Source organism: Pseudomonas marginalis (assembly GCF_900105325.1).
Taxonomy (GTDB): Bacteria; Pseudomonadota; Gammaproteobacteria; order Pseudomonadales; family Pseudomonadaceae; genus Aquipseudomonas; species Aquipseudomonas marginalis.
Genome location: NZ_FNSU01000003.1, coordinates 1,284,308 through 1,301,591 on the forward strand (window position 1 = coordinate 1,284,308; position 17,284 = coordinate 1,301,591).

Consider the following 17,284-nt stretch of genomic DNA (forward strand, 5'->3'; position numbering starts at 1 on the left):
CTTGCCCTGGAGAATCGCAATGAACATGACGGAAAAGAACAGTGAACTGGACCAGGCCACATTGCGGTTGACGGTCAGCACCTGTGCTTCGCTGTACATCTTGGTGGTGGCCCTCCTTCCTTCAAGTGACTTCGCCACCTATGTACCGATCATGTGGTACATGGCGTTTTTCATCAGCGTGGCAGTCCCCCTGCGCATGGCGATCAAGCGCTGGCCAGGGCACTTTTTCTGGCGCCGATTGTTCGCCATGGCCCATGACTATACCGGCATCGCTTTCGCCATGATCGTGGGTGGAGAAGGCGCGTTGCCGGTTTATGCCGCGTTGCTCTGGGTCACATTGGGCAATGGCATGCGCTTTGGCTCGCGCTACTTGACCGCCGCGACACTCATCGCACTGAGCATGCTGGTCATGATCTTCATGCTTACCCCGTTCTGGCGCGCACAGCCCTACATGTTCCTGATGCTGATCGTGACCACCATCGTCGTGCCGGCCTATGCGCACATTCTACTCAAGCGCACGCGTATCGCATCGGAAGAGGCAATCGCCGCCAATCAGGAGAAATCACGCTTTCTCGCCCAGGCCAGCCACGACCTGCGCCAGCCCATCCACTCCATCGGCCTGTTCACCGCGTGCCTGCGTGACGCGAATCTGGGCGGCGAAGAACTGCGACTGGTGGACAACATCGACCGCTCGCTGCACACCGTCTCTCAGCTGTTCCGTTCGATTTTGGATATCTACACCCTCGACAACGGAAAGCTGGAGCCGCAAGCGGAACCGGTGAACCTGGGCGCGCTGCTGCGGGACGTCGTCAAACAGAACACCGAGGCCGCGCGCTGGGCCGGGGTTCAACTGCGCCTGCGCCCTTGCGAGCACTGGGTTAATGTCAATGCGGGGCTGTTGACCACCATGGTGCAGAACCTGGTGTCAAATACACTCAAATACGCGTCCGGCCAACCGGTCTTGATCGGTGTGCGTCCCAGAGGCAAGGGCTTGGCCATTGTCATCTACGACAAGGGACGCGGCATCGCCGCTGAACATCTGCCGGAAGTATTCAAGGAGTTTTACCGGGTGCGCCACGCACGCGACAAGGATGTCGAGGGCCTGGGGTTGGGCTTGTCCATCGTCAAGCGCATCAGCCAGTTGCTCAATCTGGATATCCAGTTGGACTCCCGACTCGGCCAAGGCACCCGCGCCACTATCCAGCGCCTGGAAAGCGTCGCGCCAGGCATCGAGACGCAACGGCCAGCGCCCACGCAAAGCCGTCTGCAGGGTCTGCGGGTATGCCTGGTGGAAGACGATTCCAACGTACTGATGGCGACCTCGGCCTTGCTGGAAAAATGGGGATGCGAGGTAGAAAGTCATAGCGATGGACTGAACGTGACCACGGAATGCGACATCATCATTGCCGACTTCGACCTGGGCCCTAGGATTTCAGGTTCCGAGTGTATCGCTGCAATTCGCGAACAGCGTGGTTGGGAAGTACCGGCCATGATCATGACCGGCCATGAAATCGAGCGTATCCGCAGCACATTGATCCATATGAATATCTCCATCCTGTCCAAGCCCGTGCGTCCGCCTGAATTGCGAACGACCCTGCTCGAACTGACCAAGCATTTCGCCAGGGAAATGGGTTAGCTGGGGGATGTCCATGCCCGGATATATCGAAGGACGTCCGTCCGACCACCGCAACAGAATCGCCCAGCAGCGGTCGCTCAGCTGTTCAGCGACATCGGCTTGTCTCCACCCGGAGGCAATCCAAACACCTTGCGCACCCCATTGAGAAACGCCCCATAAGGCCGGCCCAGAACCAGCATCATCAACGCCGCACCGAGCGTGCCGCGCACCAGCCCACTGCCCGATGCACCACTGAAGGCAATGATCGCTGCATAGATGGGCACCTGGAAACTGACGAGGGCGAGACTGTCCCATAGCAACCTGGAAACCCGCCCCTGACTGGCGCGCGTCATCACCCAATCCCGCCATAGACCGTAAGGTCTCGCGACCGGCACCATCAGCACTGCGCCCAGAAGGCGCGCATGAAGGACCTGATCCCACGCCATGCCGGCAATGAAACGTTCATTGACGATGCCGGTGATTGTGAAAAACACGATCAGCGCCGTTGTGTCTGCAAAAAACGCAGTCCGGCCCATTGACTGTCGCGAGCGTTGAAGCACATCACATCTCCTGTCCTGGCTTGAACAAACAAAGCGCTGGACCTTGATTCACGCACGACGCCAGCTCAGCCAACAGTGCCAACCTTCAGCCCGGTTACTCGGCCCACCATGATTCAGCTATTCGGCGGCGCATCTTGCCGATGTGACAGCGGCTGCACCGCCAGGTGCGGAGATTCACCGAAGAACTCGATCAGCAGTTCGGTGAGCACGCGTATTTTACGGGCGGGATGCGGACCCGGCGGGCGGAGGATGTAGGCCCCGGCCGGTGGTGGTGGATGGTTTGTCATGATCGGTACCAGTGCGCCGGATGCCACGTGTTCATGGGTGAGGCAGTCAGGCAGGTAGGCGACGCCGAGGCCAGCAATCGCAGCGGCAACAAGGGCGATGCCGTTGTCGGCCTTGAAGCGTCCTTGCGGACGAACCGTGATGATCTTGTCGCCGTCCATGAACTGCCAGGCTTCAGTGCCTTGCAGGAGCGCCTGATGGTCGACCAGGTCGTCCGGCGTCGCGGGGGTACCGTGCGCCTTGATGTAATCCGGGCTCGCGACAAGCTTGGTATAGACCGGGCCAATGCGCCTTGCGATCAGGTTGGAGTCCTTCAGATACCCCACGCGAATGGCGCAATCGTAGCCCTCGGTGATGAGGTCAACGAAGCGATCGCTGTAGCAAGTCTGCATATGCAACTGAGGGTGACGGCGTGCCATTTCCGCCAGCACCGGTGCGAAATGAGTCGGGCCAAACGACAGCGGGACGGCCACGCGCAGGCGGCCGCGAAGAGCGCCGGCAGGCAGGATCGTTTCCTTGGCGATGTCGATCTCGGTGCAGACTCTGGCGGCGTAGTCCCTGAATGTCGCGCCGGACTCAGTGAGTGCCGCGCCGCGAGTGGAGCGTGCCAGCAGTTGCACGCCGAGTTCGCTTTCAAGCCGAGCCAGGCGACGACTGACGATCGACTTCGATACGCCAAGACGCACTGCTGCCTGCGAAATGCCCCCGGCATCAGCCACCTCCACGAAGGTCTGTAGTTCTTCGATATCCATGCTTGCGTTCCCCGTCATGCGACACAGCACATCGCAGGATGCTACTACTGTGTCGAACATGGGAACAGCACAATGGATTTTCCAGGCACAGCATCCTCTACCCGTGCCCTGGAATCCATTACCCGCACGGGCTCAGGCCTTTTTACCAACGTGCACCCATAAAAAGGATTTGCCCATGGCAAGCGAGACTCTGCGCAACCCCCATACCGACCCACTACTGACCCCGGAAAACTCAGCGTTGATCATCATCGATTATCAGCCTGTTCAGGTTTCCTCGATCCGCTCGATGCCGCGTGACGAACTCGTCTTCAACATCACCAGCGTCGCCAGGGCGGCGGTCAACTACAACCTTCCGATCATCCATTCGACCGTCAATGTAGCGACCGGTCGCAACAAACCGCCGATCCAGGAACTGCAAGAGGTACTCGGCCACCTGCCGACCTATGACCGCACCTCGATCAACAGTTGGGAGGACATGGAATTCAAACAGGCGGTCAAGGCGCTTGGGCGTAGGAAACTCATCATGACGGCGCTCTGGACCGAGGCCTGCCTGACATTCCCGGTGCTCGACGCTATCCAGGAAGGCTATGAAGTGTATGTGCCGGTCGACGCGGTTGGCGGCACATCGCTCGCCGCACACGAGGCGGCGCTACGCAGAATGGAGCAGGCGGGCGCGAAGCTCATCAGTCGCGTGCAGATGTATTGCGAGCTGCAGCGCGACTGGGCGCGAGAAGTGACCGTGCCGGGCTTTATGGGCGTGTTCGAGAACTTCGACGGGTTCAACGCTGAAAAGGCTCTGGAGGAAGCGGGCAAGAAAACCTGATCAAAGGGCAGTTGATGATTGCGTGATGGCCCTGGCCTGATGTGGCGATCATCGGTCAACGCTTGCGTGCCCAGGTTTCAGCCGCAGAAGAAGCGCCAGCAAGTTAAATCAAATCAACTGAACCCGCGCTGGCGTCATTGCGATCCAGCGCGTCAGCATCAGGGCCGCCTGGCAGTTCATTACCGCTTCACACACACAAACAACGCATTGCCGGTCACGCCCGCCCAGGGCGTGATCCGCTCATAGTCATGCTCGAACACCTGCACCTCAAAATACGGCTGTAACAGCCCCTGCAACTCCGTGAAACTCAGCGCCACCATGGTGTGCTCATCCTGCCAGGCCTGGGTCACCCCCGCCGTGGTCTTCTCAATACTCAGGCGCAGTGCCTGCTGCTCCCCTTCTCCGCGGTAATGCCAGCCGGAACCGAAGGTGAAATGACTGCCTTCAAACTCCACGCTATGGCGTACCAGCAAGCGATTGTCGATATGCAGTTTGTCCACCGCGTTGAAGCAGAACACGCCGTTGTCGGCGAGTGCGCCGTGCACGCTGGCGAGGCAGGCACGCAGTTGGGCCAGCCCAGGGTTGTAGTGAGTCGAGTACAGGAAGCAGGTGATCAGGTCTTGCGGTTCGTCCACCTGGAAACCGGCCATGTCCTGGCGGCTGAACCCTGCCTCGGGGCAACGCAGTTGGGCGAGGTCCAGCATCGATTGGCTGATGTCCAGGCCGGTGCTGCGGTAGCCGAAGTCGAGGAAGTGGCGCACATGGGGCCCGGTGCCGCAGGCAAGGTCCAGATGGCGGCGCCCGTCATTGCCGAACAACTGGTGCAGCCGGCGCACGCTGTGGCTCTGCGCGCGGTAGTCGATGTCGGCGCACATCAGGTCGTAGTAGATGGACAGGTCGGTGTACAGCGCGTTGGAGGACATAAGTGGCCAGAGGGTTCGGCGGAAATTTCGCGCCGGCATGGTAACCCAGTCCCGGGTGTAAACCGCTACACTCGCCCCTCAACCATCCGCCAAGGAGGCAACCATGAGCGTTCGCGGTCCAGACCGACAGATCGACAATATCGAGTTCAACGTGGGCGATATCGCCCGCAGCAAAGCCTTCTACGGCGCAGTGTTCGGCTGGGCATTCGTCGACTACGGCCCCACCTACACCGAGTTCAGCGATGGCAGGCTGACCGGCGGGTTCACGACCGCAGAGCCCGTTCGACCGGGTGGCCCGCTGGTGATCCTGTACGCGGATGATCTTGAAGCCACGCAGCAGCGGCTCAAATCCGTCGGCGCCGTGATCAGCCGCGAGACCTTTTCGTTCCCCGGTGGCAGCAGGTTTCACTTCATTGACCCGGATGGTTATGAGCTGGCGGTGTGGACCGCTCAGCCGTAGCCGGCCGCAACACCGGGCGTGGAAGCGCAGTCGCGCTCCCACAGGCTGGCGAGCGCCGCTATTGCAACGGCACATAAATATCGGTCTGCCATTGATCCTGCGGTGTTTCGGGGAAAATGCTCAGGTATTCGAAAAACAACGGCTGGTCCCGAAGCTCCTCGCCGCTGCCAGGCAGCCAGTCGCGGTAGATCGGATAGATCGACTCTGCGATGTGATCCGGCGAACCCACGTGACGCACCACCACACAGCGCCCGCCGGGGATGACGCGTTCAGTGACGCCGAACTCATTCGCGGCCAGCGCCTGGTGAATCTCGCCGCAAATGGCAAACCGGAACGCATCGGCCGGGGTCGTATCAGGATTGTCGAAGGGAATACCGAAGCTGCGACTTGAAGCCACCGGCGACTGCCCGCTGTGCATGCGCCACGCAATGAACGTCTGCACGCTTTCATTCACGCGCCCTGGGGCGCCGCGGTGCTCGAATGCGGCCACCTTGACCGCAGGAAACTCCACAATTCGTACCTGCATGATGATGCTCCTGGAAAAGTAAGGGACGCTGAATACCGCGCGCCAGAGCTGCCAATCCGGTCGTTTCCGGAATGCGCTCGGCGCCATGCCGAACGCTCGCCTGAACGCCCTGGCAAAGGCTTCAGGACTTTCGAAGCCGGCCCCCAGCGCCGCCTCCAGCACCGAATAATCAGCGCGGGAAGACAAGTCATGTGCCGCGCGGCGCAGGCGCATCAGTTGCACATAGCGCGCAACCGGCATGCCCACGAACGCGGTGAATTGCCGATGGAAGTGAAACACCGAAAAATGCGCCACCCCGCTCAGCGTCTTCACCGACAAGTCACCTTCAAGATTCGCGTCGATATAGGCGAGTACGGCGTCGAAACGCTGTGTGTAGGCGGCGTTGCCTGGCAAGTCAGACACGGGTTGCAAGCTCCGGGATAGGCGTTGGACGATAGGATCAACTATACCGACAGCCTGCGCCTAGCCGTGCTTGCTGAGGTGGATGTGCCAGCACGGACTCACAAAGGAAGCCTGGCAATCACCTTGATCTCGAACTGGTACCCATACAGCCAGGTAACCCCCACGCCAGTCAGCGTCGGGTGCGGCGCTTCGCCCCAGAACTCCGGCACCACCTTCCAGATCGTCTCGAACCTGGATTCGGGATCGACGATAAACACCGTCACATCGATCACATCGTCAAAGGTGCAGCCGGCAGACCCCAGGATCGCATTCAGGTTGTTGAACGCCAGACGGACCTGATCCTCCAGATCGGGCTCGGGCGAGCCGTCTGCATGGCTGCCGACCTGTCCCGACACGAATAAAAAGCCATTGGACTTAATGGCCGGTGAATAGCGATTGCGCTCATACAGCGCCTGGCGTCCAGGCGGAAAAACCACATTACGCTGCGTCATGGAAGCCTCCATCAAAGGGTCGAGATTGACCCGCAATTAACGATGGGCAGACTCTAGGGGCTTGTGCCAGGGCGATAAACCAGCAACCTTGGCCAGCACTGTTTGTGAAACCCAAACAATCGATCGCCGAGGCCTTAATGGACCGTTTTGATGCAATGCAGGCATTTGCTCGCGTGGTGGAAGCCGGCAGCTTCACCAAGGCCGCCGAGACCCTGCACATGAGCAAGACCACCGTGACGCAACTGGTGCAGCAGTTGGAGGCACGCCTGCGGGTTAAATTGCTTAACCGCACCACGCGCAAAGTCAACGTCACGGCCGACGGCGCCGTGTACTACGAACGCGTGCTGCAGCTGCTGGCCGATATGGACGACGCCGAGACCAGCCTGTCCGGCGCGGCAACCCTGCCCAGGGGCCGCCTGCGCGTGGATGTGCCGAGCCCAATGGCCAGCATGATCCTCGTCCCCGCGTTGCCTGGGTTTTACGCCCGCTACCCGGACATCCAGATCGACATGGGCGTCAGCGACCGTATCGTCGACATGATCGATGAGAACGTCGATTGCGTGGTGCGTGGCGGTGAACTCACCGACCAATCCCTGATGGCCCGACGTGTAGGCGACCTGGCGCTCGGCGTGTTTGCCGCGCCGAGCTACCTGGCACGCGTAGGTACGCCCGCCCACCCACGGGAACTGGAAGACGCCAACCATCGTATCGTCGGCTTCCTGTGGGCCCGCACCGGCAAGCCCTTGCCCTATGCCATGGGCAAGCACCAGGAAAGTCTCCAGATCAAGGGCCGCTACGCCCTGGCGGTCGATGATGGCAATGCCTACCTTGCTGCCGGCCTGGCGGGCCTTGGCGTGCTGTGGCTGCCCACCTACATGTCGAAAGCCTTCGAGGACCGGGGCGAATTAGTGCCCTTGTTCAAGGACTGGCACCTTGATCCGATGCCGCTTTACGTGGCCTTTCCGCCGAACCGGCATATCAGCCTCAAGCTGCGTGTGTTTATCGAATGGGTGACTGAGTTGCTGGCCGTGCATGCGCCTGTCAGTGGGCGACAGGATGGGTGCTGATGGAGTCGTGTACGGGTTCGCTGATCGATGAAATGCAGCCGGAACAACCAACCTCTACTGCCCTTCAAGGCTTCTCTTCAGTCGGCGCAGATGACTACTGACGATCACTTTATGGGCGAGCCCTACCGGTAACATGTAGATGCGTCCATAGAGGTTATGCGTGACGACCGATGATGTGATGGTGAGCACACGATCTGTTATCGAAAGGCAGATCATGACATCCAGATGCCTGTCACGCTCGGTAAGAACCAGGATATTGGAGGCGCTGTGCTCCACCAGAAAGAAATCCAGGTGTTCGCCTGCGTGTACCGTTTTTCGCGCAACGCCCGAGAACCCGCCGATTCGCCTCACACCGAATAACGAAGAAATTGCGTCCCTTATTCGGAAAGCCAGCCGCATGGCCAGCCCCGGCTCAGCCGTTGTGATGTTCCACGCGTCAAGCATGGTGATTTCAACGGGGAGCTGAACCGACCTAATGTGGTAGTAATCGAGCTCCGACAGTGCACGCAACGTGTGAGCTGGTGATGTGATAGGCAATTTTCATCCCGTCCAGTGGGCCAGTTTTCATTCCCGATAACATCCGAGGCTGAGTGTTATGCGGCTATGTTACGTCAATGTACAGCCGCCATGAACGTCCCCTCCCTGTCCCTTCCCCCGTGTATCGCAAGTGGGCGAACATATCCCCGCCATAGTATGGTTGCGGCCCCCAACCCTCACAGGATATGAAGGTTACCCATGCGTTTACTGTTTCCCCTGGCCGTCAGCTTGACGCTGATCGGCTGCGCCACCACCAAGACCGACGTTCGCAACGAAGCACAAATCAGTCGATATGACCCGGCCAATACGGCGCGTGTCCGCCTGATCACCGGTGACACCACCCACGCAGGCTTTATCAGTGGCCAGACCTGCGAGATGTTCTACAACGAGTCCCTGCTGACCAAAACCCCTGAAGAAGCCGGATGGCAAACAGCCCATGTCGACTCGGCGGGACTCTACCCTTTCCGGGCGACAGACCGCCAGAACAGCGTGATTGGCATGCCTGCCAGCAAGGCGAGCAAAGCCATCAATCAATCGCCCAAGGTGTTTGACGAACATGTCATCCCGGCCGGTAAACCGTTTATTGCAGGGTTCGCCATGGGGGGATCGCAACTCTCCTGCTTTCCCGCGCCTGTCACGCTCATCCCCGAGCCCGGTAAAGACTATGAAATGGAACTTCAAATGATGAAAATCAGCACGTTCAAGGCCGGCTGCGTGATTGCCGTTCGCCAACTCTCCACCCAGGCCGACACCACCGTAGAAACGCCGCTGAAACCCCAGGTGTGTGCCAAAACGCCGTCGGGCTGGTACACCGTGACCCCAGCGTCCTTGCCTTGATCGTCCCGGGACAGTTGTTGAACGGCAGTTGTGCTTGACTCAATGGTTTTCCTCACACTCATACAGGGACAGACATGGGCATTTTGGATCGGTTGTTTGGTGGACGCTTTACCATGCCGCCTCCCGAGGAAACCAACCTCAGCGCTTCAGCGATCATGAAAGAGCTACGGCCCGAGCGCAGCGACCCCACCCAGAAAAAAGCCCTCGAAGCCTTTGCCCAGGCGCTGGTGGCGACCACTGCGGAAAAAGAAGGCGCCAGACTTGTCCGCCGCGTTATGCGCAGATACGCGATGGGAGATGACCCCTGCAGTGCCCTCACCGAAGGTTTCCTGAATGACGCCAAGGGGCAAAAACTTGAACACCTTGTACTCCTCAGCGTGGATTGGAAGGGCTATGACGTGTTTGAGTATCAAGCGCCCTTTCTGGTCAGCGCCAGTGGCTTGAAGGCGCCCTACGCCTATGTACGGGAAGACGCTACCTCCATGCCACAGGTTCTCGATAACTTTGATCAGTGGCTCGCCCGGTTCGGTAAACGGTTTCTTCACCTGGACTCCGGAGGTGAAAATTACGACGGTTTCATTGTTGACGCGGATCGACTGGAAGACGTTATCGAGCTGGCTGGACGAGCGGGAATCCACGTGCGTCTTGAGAGCTTCTGACTCTGCGGCGGGGTGAGGGGCTTCTGCAAAACCTGTTCAATCAAGCCCTCGCCCGAGGAATGTCCCTGCCCCGGCCGCTATCCGATCAGGTTTTCCCTTTCCCGGTCATTGCGGCCTTGGACCTGGAGCCCTGATCCCCCCTCGGGCGTTCAGCCCGCTGTTTTTGCTCCTGCTTGAATTGCTGCTGCCAGCGCACCAGCGCCTCAGCCCCGTCCGATGCCTGCACGGCCCATGGCGTCGACGCGATCATGCCGAAAAGCGTCCAGATAAGGAGTTGCTTCATTTCATCTCACCTTGGTTGTTTGAACTGGAATGGATGCGGATATCCGCGTTGGTAATGCTTGAATAGGTGTCGAGCAGCCCGGCTAACTCCTGGTAGCCAGCCGCCAGAGCGTGAGCCCCCAGCCGGGTCAATGATCTCGACGTCCGACGTGCCTGAGCCGCGCTGATCGCGGGAGTGGAGGCATACCGTGAAATACGCTGTTCGCCCCTTTGCGCGCACGTGGCGATCGCCGAGTCAGGTTCCAGCTCCCGTGTCTGGCGTTGTAAAGTCAGCAGCCGGCGACTCAATTGAAGGGACACAGAGCCGGCGCCGCCCGCCGGTTGGTGACCAGCGCCCAAGAGTGCCTGCAAGGCGACCAATCGGTGCTGTTGCCGGGCCTGCCACTTGAGCAGGTCCATGCGGCGCCCGTGCCGGAGTAAGCGCCGGGTGTCCCTGTGCAGCGCCTGGGTGAGGACGTGTACATGGCGGGCGGATTTCCCCGGCAGTAGCTGGAAGGCCAGCAGGCAGATGGCAAGCGCTGCCAGCCAGGCGAGCGCTTGATTGGCGAAGTCCGTGAAGTCGTACTGGGCCGTGCCGCCGGTGCCGACGAGGGTGTTGAACGCGATCAGGTAGGCAATGCCCTGCAAGGCGTGGCGCGGCCGGGTGGTGGCATGAATGCCGACGGTCCAGAAAGCGATCAGCACGATGCTGAGCAACGCGAACCCGCTGATGTGCGGCAACACCAGGAACTTGCACGCCGCTGCCGTTACGATGCCGTAGAGCGTCCCCTCGAAGAAGCGGCCGATGCCTTGAGCGGGCGCCGGGCTGGTGGCCAGCAAGGTGCAGCACGGGCCCAACACCGCCAGCAAGGTTGGCCCCTGGTCCCAGGCGGTCAGGTACCAGACCGCAGCGGTTGCAAGCGTGGCCACCAGGGCGCGTAGACCGTTGCGCAGCGCGTCGCCGTAATGGCGGTGGAACCCCACGGCGCGGGCCGGCGTCCGGGGCGCGCGTTCAAGGCAAGCAAAGCTCAGCAAGGCGCTGGACAGGTCTGCCAATTGTTCACTCAAGCACTGCTGGCTTTGACAGTTTTCATGGGCCTGGGCGAGGCAGTGCTGCATCTCCCGGACATGCTCGGCTGCCGCGGAAAAACCCGGCTTTGCTTCGGCCAGCTGTTGCAGCTGCGCGCCCATCCTAACGAGGGAAGGCAAGCCACCACGGTTGAGCGGTGACTCGTCCAGGATCACCCCATGCACATACGCAAGCCCTGCCTGCAGGGTCGCAAGCCTGGAACGGATCAGGCGGGACTCACCTCGGCCGATCCCGAGAAGCTCGTCCACCTTACCCACATCGATGGTGAGCTGGCCCTGCACACTAGCCAGTTGCGCGCCCTGTTCCCCCTCAATTCGCAAGGCCAGCAATCCCAAGGTACGGGCGGCGATGTCCTCAAGCGCCTTGTTCAGTTTGGACTCGACGGTCTTGCGGCTGAACAGCGTCGCCACCAGACTCAGGCTCAACACCCCGAGGACCACGGCCGTGCCCCGCGCCACGATATGCTCGAAACCTTGCTGCGGGGCGACAATGGCCGGGCCCAGGGCAAGGCAAACCGTATAGCCTGCGACCACTGCCGCCGTGGCCTGGTAGTGCCGAAGCACGGTCATGGCACCGACACAAAGGCCGAGCCACACCCCGATCCCGAGGATGAACAGCAGCATTTTTTGCGCGAACAGGCCGGTCAGGACCAGGGCGGCGAGCAACCCCACCAGGGTTCCCAGTACGCGATTGAAGCCCTTGCCGACCACCGCGCCCTGCAGCGGATGGATCAGCAGCAACACGGTCGAAGCCGCCGAGAACGGCGCCTCCAGGTGCAATTGGAAGCCCAGCCAAAGGGCCAATGTGGCCGCCGCAAGACTGCGCAGCACATACCCCGAGGTCTCGGGCGACCATGCCCCGAGCATTCGCAGTGCGCGGACCATCACATGAAATCCTGCAGCCACTGGGTAAGCCGCCAATGGGGGGCGGCCCCCGCCTCGGCGACCTCGATACTCGCAGTCATCCCCGCCGCCAGCTCCACGCCCGGTGGCACCTTGTCCAGCTCAATCCGAACCGGCACACGCTGGGCCAGGCGTATCCAGCTGAACGTAGGAGCCACCTGGGGCAAGCCACTGTTACTGCGCAGCTCGTTGCCGTCGGCAATGCCTCTGCCGAGACTCGCCACATGCCCTTCAAGCAGCGGCGCAAAGCCCATGAGCTTGATGGACGCTGCGGCCCCCACGCGAACACCGGGCAGCTTGGTCTCCTCGAAGTAACCGGTGACCCAGAAGCTATGGCTGTCGACCACATAGATATTGGTATCGCCCGCCGCCGCGTAGTCACCCGGCTGCAGCCGCAGCTGGGTCACATACCCGTCGACCGGTGAACGAACCGTCGTGCGCTGCAGATCCAGCTGCGCGTGGGCCAACTGGCTCTGGGCCGCGTCCACCCGCGCCCTGGCCACCGCCAGGTCCCGGGCCGCATTGTCGGTCTCCTCCCGCGCAATGGCATCGCCGAGTTGCTGGCGACGGCTGAGCTGTGAGCGGCGCTGTTCGAACACGCTGCGCGCCTCGGCAAGCTCGGCCGTTCGCTGTTGCCGGGCCAGCAGATAGGCGCTGCGGTCGATCTGATACAACAACGCGCCCTTGGCGACCCACTGGTTGTCCTCGACCAGCAGTTGTTCAACCTGGCCGGACACTTCGGGGGCAATGCGGATGACTTGCGCGCTGACCCGCCCGTCCCGTGTCCAGGGGGCCAGCTCATAGGCGCGCCACAACTGCGTACACAACAGCAGCGCGGTCAAGCCGAGCATCAGGGTGACGAGGGTCTTGAGCAGGTGTTTGATCGTCATCGCCCGCGCCTCAAAACTTCAGCACGAGGATCGAGAGAACGATCAACGACATGCAGAAACGCGCCATGCTCGGGTGCCAGGCCCAGTCCAGCCAGGGCCGCACGATCCGCTCCAGCAGTGCGTAAACCACGGCGGTAACGCCCAGGTAGAGCAAGAAAGGCGGCAGGTAGAGGTGGGCAATCGTGATTTCGCTCAGCATCGTTGAATCTCGCAGTCGGCAATGGCCTTGCTGACGATGGTAGGGACTGCAAGGCCGTGCCGATATTGAGTATGCTGCCAAGATATAATCAAATTCAGACAATCGAGGTGCGCGACGTGGACGAGACACATCTCTACGGGGTGGATCAATTCGAACTGGACAATTTCGACCAACCCGCAGTGGCGTTGATGCTGGGAAGCCAGCGAAACGACACCGAATTCCCCGTCCATACGCACCGCAAAGGCCAACTGGTGGTGGCGTATCACGGCGGCATCGTGTGCACCGTAGAGGATGGCGTGTGGATGGTGCCATCGGGGTTCGGCGTATGGATTCCGGGCGGTATTGCCCACAGCAACCGGGTGACCGCCAACGGCAAGATCGGCTATCTGTTCGTAGAGCCCGGTGCCGCAGCATTACCGCACACATGCTGCACGCTGGTGCTGTCACCGCTGGTCCTGGAATTGATCCTGCACTTGAGCGCCCAAGCCCAGGACTATCCGCCGGCGTCTGCCAATGCACGCGTGGCGAGCGTGCTCCTCGAACAGTTGGAACTGGCCCCCTCGGAACAGCTGTACCTGCCGCTTCCGGCCACAACGCAGCTGCGTTTCATCGCACGGGGGTTGGCCCAGGACCCGTCAAATCGCTGCACCATGGCCCAATGGGCACGCCAGGTCGCCATGAGCGAGCGCTCCCTGGCGCGCTTGGTTAAAAGCGAAACTGGGCTAACCTTTGGCCAATGGCGCAAGCAATGGCAAATCATCGTGGCCTTGCAGAGCCTGGCCGAGGGCGAATCCGTGCAACGCACCGCCGAAGCCCTCGGGTACGAGTCGGTCAGTTCGTTCATCAGCATGTTTCGCAAGACACTGGGCTCGCCGCCAGCGCGGTACATGCGGCGGACCGCAACACGTTAGCGGGGATCCGGCTGGCTGATGAAGCTTTACCCGTCGAACGGCCTAAATTTGCAGAATGACGTGCCGATAGGCTGGATATAACCCAAGGAGGCGGTTTCCCATGTTCAATACAAAAGCCAAGAACCAGCTTCACGCCCAGGCAGCCGAGCTGTTGGAACTGCGCCAACTGCGCGATGGCCTGAACCGTGAAATGCTGACGTTGAGCATCGACTCGACATTCAAGATCACCGCATGCAACGACAACTTTGCCAAGTCGTTGGGCTGCACCCCGGAGCAACTTCGAGGCCGTGCCATGGCCGAGATCGTCCCGCAGTACGTCTCCAAGCTGCCCTGCTTTCATAATTTCCGAGCGGCGGTCGCCGCAGGCAAGTCCATTACCGACGATTACCGCTACCTGCATGCCGACGGCTCATTGATATGGCTGCATGCACATTGGCAGCCGATCACGGATGCGAGCGGCCAGCTGAGTCATGTCACCTGCTATGCAACGAACATTACCGCCCGGGTAGAAAAAGCCTCGGAAAACACCTCTTTCATCCAGGCATTGCTGCGCTCGACGGCGGTGATCGAGTTCGACCTCTCCGGGCATGTCATCACCGCCAATGAACAGTTCCTGCACGCCATGGGCTACAGCCTGGAACAAGCCAAAGGCAGCCACCACCGGATTTTCTGCAAGCCGGAGGAAACCTCGTCGCAGCACTACAAGGATTTCTGGGCAACCCTGAACAGGGGCGAGTTTGTAGCCGGCCGATTTGAACGCGTTGACAGCCGCGGCCAGACCGTGTGGCTGGAAGCAACCTACAACCCGGTGTACGACACTGAAGGCGCACTGTGCAAGGTGGTCAAGTTCGCCACGGTGGTCTCCGACCAGGTTGCCCGGGAACAGGAAGTCAGTGGCGCGGCGCAAACCGCATTTGAAATTTCCCGGCAGACCGATGTCAGTGCCGAGCGCGGAGCCGTCGTGGTCAACGACACGATGCATACCATGCATAAAATCGCCGCTGATATGCAGGCGGCTGCCGGCGGAGTCGAAGCCCTCGGAAAACAGTCACTGCTGATCAGTTCGATCATTCAGACCATCAGCAGCATTGCCCAGCAAACCAATCTGCTGGCATTGAATGCCGCGATTGAAGCCGCCCGTGCAGGCGAGCAAGGTCGCGGCTTTGCGGTGGTGGCTGATGAAGTGCGACAACTGGCCGGGCGCACCAGCACGGCGACGGAAGAAATCGCCTCGGTGGTGCTGCAGAACCAGAAACTGGTGGATGAGACCGTCGCCGAAATGGCCAACAGCAAATCCCAGGCAGAGCAAGGTCTTGAACTCGCCACGCAGGCAGGCCAGGTCATTGTGGAAATTCAGGATGGCGCCAAGCGGGTGGTCGACGCGGTGGGCAGGTTTGCGAATCAGGTGGCTTAGCCGGAGCAGTCACAGGGCCGCCTGTGCATGAGGCGGCGAACTGCACGCCGGACATGGGAAACAAGCCGCACATTGTCCAACCACCTCCACTCCCCTTATCCTCGACGCTCCCCGTCCGTCCAAAACCGGAGCCGCCATGGACCTCGCCACCCTCGCCCTGTTCCTCCCCGCCTGCTTCGCCCTGAACATGGCGCCCGGTCCGAACAACCTGCTGTCCGTCAGCAACGCCACGCGCTACGGCTACCGCACCTCGTGCCTGGCCGGTATCGGCCGTCTGCTGGCGTTCGCCGGGATGATCGCCCTCGCCTCCGCAGGCTTGGCGGTGGTGCTGCAGACGTCGGAGTTGTTGTTCTACGCGATCAAGATTGTGGGCGCGGCGTATCTGTTTTATCTGGCATTTCAGCTGTGGCGGGCTGATCCGCAGGCTGAGGCGCAATCGGCAGGCGCGAAGGTGGGTTTGTGGGTACTGGCGCGACAGGAGTTCCTGGTGGCGGCGGGCAACCCCAAGGCGATCCTGATCTTCACCGCGTTCCTCCCGCAATTCGTGGTCCCCGGCCAACCCATCACCCCGCAATTCGCCGTGCTGGGCGCGCTGTTCCTGGTGTTGGAATGGATCGCCATCAGCCTCTACGCCTATATGGGCCTGCACATGCGCCGCTGGTTTGCCGAGCCGCGTGGCAAGCGGATATTCAACCGCTGCTGTGCGGGGTTGTTGTCAGCGGCGGCGACGGTGTTGTTGACCGCACGTAGGGCTTGAGGAAAAAAACATGACCCGCAACCAACTTGCCGACCTTTACCTCGGCTACATCGACTGCCTGAACCGGCAGGATTGGAACCGCCTGGGCGACTTCGTCCACCCTGAGGTGGCCTATAACGCCAAGGTAGTCGGCCTGGAGGGCTACCGCGCCATGCTGGAGCGCGACTTCCGCGAGATCCCCGACCTGGTGTTCCACATCCAGTTGCTGATCGCCGACCCGCCCACCGTCGCCTGCCGGCTGAACTTCAATGTCACGCCCCGGGGCGAGTTTTTCGGGCTGGCGATCAATGGTCGCCAGGTGGCGTTCTCGGAGAACGTTTTCTACACGTTCGTCGACGGCAAAATCGCCCAGGTCTGGTCGGTGATCGACAAGGCGGCGATCGAACGGCAGTTGGCCGTCTAAACTCCATGGACCCATTGTCCGTGGAGACCGATCATGAAACGCAAGAACACCCTCTGCCTCTGGTACAACGACACCGCCGAGGAGGCTGCGCGCTTCTACGCCAGCACCTTCCCCGACAGTACGCTCGACGCCGTGCACCTGGCCCCCGGTGACTACCCGTCCGGCAAACAGGGCGATGTGCTCACGGTGGAATTCACCGTGATGGGCATCCCGTGCATTGGCCTCAATGGCGGCCCGATATTCCCCCACAGCGAAGCGTTTTCCTTCCAGGTCGCCACCGATGACCAGGCCGAAACCGATCGCTACTGGAACGCCATTATCGACAACGGCGGCCAGGCCAGCGCCTGCGGTTGGTGCAAGGATAAATGGGGATTGTCGTGGCAGATCACGCCTCGGGTGTTGACCGATGCGGTGGCCAACCCTGACTCGACAATAGCCAAACGTGCTTTCGACGCGATGATGACCATGACCAAAATCGACATTGCGGCGATTGAAGCAGCGATAAAAGGCTGATCCACCT

Annotated in this window: 20 protein-coding genes and 2 pseudogenes; 12 read left to right on the forward strand and 10 right to left on the reverse strand. The window is 60.8% G+C overall.

Going from position 1 to position 17,284, the window contains the following annotated elements:
• The first annotated feature begins 19 nt into the window (after positions 1–19).
• Entirely contained in the window at positions 20–1,636 is a 1,617-nt protein-coding gene (locus tag BLW22_RS14955; RefSeq protein ID WP_370737673.1) for an ATP-binding response regulator, read from the forward strand.
• A 77-nt stretch (positions 1,637–1,713) separates the two neighbouring features.
• On the opposite strand, the gene alaE is transcribed toward BLW22_RS14955, so the two are convergent.
• The gene (alaE, locus tag BLW22_RS14960; RefSeq protein WP_065948295.1) at positions 1,714–2,175 is read right to left on the reverse strand and encodes an L-alanine exporter AlaE; all 462 of its coding nucleotides are present in this window, start codon (positions 2,173–2,175) and stop codon (positions 1,714–1,716) included.
• Positions 2,176–2,288: 113 nt separating this feature from the next.
• Positions 2,289–3,212, reverse strand: a complete 924-nt coding sequence (locus BLW22_RS14965; RefSeq protein ID WP_074846918.1) for a LysR family transcriptional regulator — start codon at positions 3,210–3,212, stop codon at positions 2,289–2,291.
• A 175-nt stretch (positions 3,213–3,387) separates the two neighbouring features.
• Here BLW22_RS14965 and BLW22_RS14970 point away from each other — a divergent pair, with 175 nt between their 5' ends.
• On the forward strand, positions 3,388–4,035 hold the full coding sequence (locus tag BLW22_RS14970; RefSeq protein ID WP_065941713.1) for a hydrolase: 648 nt from the start codon (positions 3,388–3,390) through the stop codon (positions 4,033–4,035).
• 179 nt (positions 4,036–4,214) lie between these two features.
• On the opposite strand, the gene BLW22_RS14975 is transcribed toward BLW22_RS14970, so the two are convergent.
• Complete coding sequence (locus BLW22_RS14975) at positions 4,215–4,958, reverse strand: class I SAM-dependent DNA methyltransferase (RefSeq protein WP_074846919.1); 744 nt, start codon at positions 4,956–4,958, stop codon at positions 4,215–4,217.
• Positions 4,959–5,061: 103 nt separating this feature from the next.
• On the opposite strand from BLW22_RS14975, the gene BLW22_RS14980 reads away from it, so the two are divergent.
• Positions 5,062–5,418: a VOC family protein gene (locus tag BLW22_RS14980; RefSeq protein ID WP_065925203.1), complete on the forward strand. Its 357-nt coding sequence runs from the start codon at positions 5,062–5,064 to the stop codon at positions 5,416–5,418.
• A 58-nt stretch (positions 5,419–5,476) separates the two neighbouring features.
• Here the strand turns inward: BLW22_RS14980 and BLW22_RS14985 are convergent, their stop codons facing one another.
• A complete protein-coding gene (locus BLW22_RS14985; RefSeq protein WP_074846920.1) occupies positions 5,477–6,346 on the reverse strand; it encodes an AraC family transcriptional regulator in 870 nt (289 codons plus the stop codon).
• Positions 6,347–6,444: 98 nt separating this feature from the next.
• Positions 6,445–6,837, reverse strand: a complete 393-nt coding sequence (locus BLW22_RS14990; protein WP_065941717.1) for a RidA family protein — start codon at positions 6,835–6,837, stop codon at positions 6,445–6,447.
• A 137-nt stretch (positions 6,838–6,974) separates the two neighbouring features.
• Here BLW22_RS14990 and BLW22_RS14995 point away from each other — a divergent pair, with 137 nt between their 5' ends.
• Positions 6,975–7,904: a LysR family transcriptional regulator gene (locus tag BLW22_RS14995; protein ID WP_074846921.1), complete on the forward strand. Its 930-nt coding sequence runs from the start codon at positions 6,975–6,977 to the stop codon at positions 7,902–7,904.
• A gap of 54 nt (positions 7,905–7,958) precedes the next feature.
• Here BLW22_RS14995 and BLW22_RS15000 read toward each other — a convergent pair whose 3' ends face one another.
• Positions 7,959–8,441, reverse strand: a complete 483-nt coding sequence (locus tag BLW22_RS15000; RefSeq protein WP_065925199.1) for a DUF2867 domain-containing protein — start codon at positions 8,439–8,441, stop codon at positions 7,959–7,961.
• A 198-nt stretch (positions 8,442–8,639) separates the two neighbouring features.
• Here BLW22_RS15000 and BLW22_RS15005 point away from each other — a divergent pair, with 198 nt between their 5' ends.
• Both BLW22_RS15005 and BLW22_RS15010 read left to right on the forward strand, forming a co-directional pair.
• Complete coding sequence (locus BLW22_RS15005; protein ID WP_065925198.1) at positions 8,640–9,278, forward strand: hypothetical protein; 639 nt, start codon at positions 8,640–8,642, stop codon at positions 9,276–9,278.
• A 74-nt stretch (positions 9,279–9,352) separates the two neighbouring features.
• Entirely contained in the window at positions 9,353–9,937 is a 585-nt protein-coding gene (locus BLW22_RS15010; protein ID WP_065948290.1) for a DUF6630 family protein, read from the forward strand.
• A gap of 85 nt (positions 9,938–10,022) precedes the next feature.
• Here the strand turns inward: BLW22_RS15010 and BLW22_RS15015 are convergent, their stop codons facing one another.
• The 4 genes from BLW22_RS15015 to BLW22_RS15030 are packed head-to-tail and all read right to left on the reverse strand — an operon-like array spanning position 10,023 to position 13,279.
• Positions 10,023–10,220, reverse strand: a complete 198-nt coding sequence (locus tag BLW22_RS15015; RefSeq protein ID WP_065925197.1) for a hypothetical protein — start codon at positions 10,218–10,220, stop codon at positions 10,023–10,025.
• The gene (locus BLW22_RS15020) at positions 10,217–12,172 is read right to left on the reverse strand and encodes an FUSC family protein (RefSeq protein ID WP_074846922.1); all 1,956 of its coding nucleotides are present in this window, start codon (positions 12,170–12,172) and stop codon (positions 10,217–10,219) included. Before BLW22_RS15020 ends, BLW22_RS15015 begins: the two co-directional genes overlap by 4 nt.
• The gene (locus BLW22_RS15025; protein WP_065925195.1) at positions 12,172–13,080 is read right to left on the reverse strand and encodes an efflux RND transporter periplasmic adaptor subunit; all 909 of its coding nucleotides are present in this window, start codon (positions 13,078–13,080) and stop codon (positions 12,172–12,174) included. The genes BLW22_RS15020 and BLW22_RS15025 overlap by 1 nt, the downstream gene beginning before the upstream one ends.
• Positions 13,081–13,090: 10 nt before the next feature.
• Positions 13,091–13,279 carry a DUF1656 domain-containing protein gene (locus BLW22_RS15030; protein WP_065925194.1) on the reverse strand — a complete coding sequence of 63 codons (189 nt, stop codon included), beginning with the start codon at positions 13,277–13,279 and terminating at the stop codon, positions 13,091–13,093.
• 116 nt (positions 13,280–13,395) lie between these two features.
• Here BLW22_RS15030 and BLW22_RS15035 point away from each other — a divergent pair, with 116 nt between their 5' ends.
• The 6 genes and pseudogenes from BLW22_RS15035 to BLW22_RS15055 all read left to right on the forward strand — a co-directional run bounded on the left by BLW22_RS15035 (position 13,396) and on the right by BLW22_RS15055 (position 17,277).
• Positions 13,396–14,190, forward strand: a complete 795-nt coding sequence (locus BLW22_RS15035; protein ID WP_074848172.1) for an AraC family transcriptional regulator — start codon at positions 13,396–13,398, stop codon at positions 14,188–14,190.
• Between the two features lie 190 nt (positions 14,191–14,380).
• Positions 14,381–15,064, forward strand: a pseudogene (locus tag BLW22_RS36015) (PAS domain-containing protein); the annotation flags it as partial.
• 105 nt (positions 15,065–15,169) lie between these two features.
• A pseudogene (locus BLW22_RS36020) lies at positions 15,170–15,604 on the forward strand (methyl-accepting chemotaxis protein); the annotation flags it as partial.
• Positions 15,605–15,740: 136 nt separating this feature from the next.
• The gene (locus BLW22_RS15045; protein WP_074846923.1) at positions 15,741–16,361 is read left to right on the forward strand and encodes a LysE family translocator; all 621 of its coding nucleotides are present in this window, start codon (positions 15,741–15,743) and stop codon (positions 16,359–16,361) included.
• Between the two features lie 10 nt (positions 16,362–16,371).
• Complete coding sequence (locus BLW22_RS15050; RefSeq protein WP_065948286.1) at positions 16,372–16,764, forward strand: ester cyclase; 393 nt, start codon at positions 16,372–16,374, stop codon at positions 16,762–16,764.
• Between the two features lie 33 nt (positions 16,765–16,797).
• Positions 16,798–17,277 (forward strand): VOC family protein, encoded by a 480-nt coding sequence (locus BLW22_RS15055; RefSeq protein ID WP_065925190.1) that lies wholly within the window; start codon positions 16,798–16,800, stop codon positions 17,275–17,277.
• Positions 17,278–17,284: the final 7 nt, after the last annotated feature.